General features: G+C 59.3%; 1 pseudogene. It reads right to left on the reverse strand.

From position 1 onward, the window contains the following. Positions 1-457: pseudogene (locus EOA33_RS37975) on the reverse strand (flagellin); the annotation flags it as partial. Positions 458-582 lie beyond the last annotated feature (125 nt).

Genomic DNA, 582 nt, shown 5'->3' on the forward strand with positions numbered 1-582 from the left:
GGTTGTAGGAAGCGACGATCTTAAGGTCGGACGCGGCGAGGCCGTCGTTCTGCAGCAGGTTCGAGCCGGCGAAGTTGGCGTTGGTGACCGACGACTTGATCTGCGCCTGGATGGCGTTGATTTCGGTCGCGATCTTCTGCTGGTCTTCCTGGCTGGCGCCGCGGGCGGTGACCAGCTTGGACTTGATCAGGTCGACCTGGTCCTTGACGTCGTTAATGGCGGTGTAGGCGGTGTCGACCTTGCCGGCGCCGAGACCGAGCGAGTCCTGTACGGCCGAGAGCGCCTTGTTGTCCGACTTCATCGAGGTGGCGATCGACCAGTAGGCGGCGTTGTCGGAGGCGGTGGCGACGCGGTAACCAGTCGAAATACGCGACTGGGTGGTCTCGAGCTGCTTGTTGGTGTTGTTCAAGCTCTGCAGCGCGGTCAGCGCCGAGGAATTGGTCATGATACTGGACATGGCTACTCGTACCTTGATTTTACACGTGTTTTTTTGACATACCGGCTTTTCCGGTATGACGGTGCGGCATCATGCCAATGATCGTTGATTGAGATCACCCGCCATCTGGGGGGACTATGCTGGCA

Origin of the sequence: Mesorhizobium sp. M4A.F.Ca.ET.050.02.1.1, assembly GCF_003997725.1 — a bacterium.
Classification (GTDB): domain Bacteria; phylum Pseudomonadota; class Alphaproteobacteria; order Rhizobiales; family Rhizobiaceae; genus Mesorhizobium.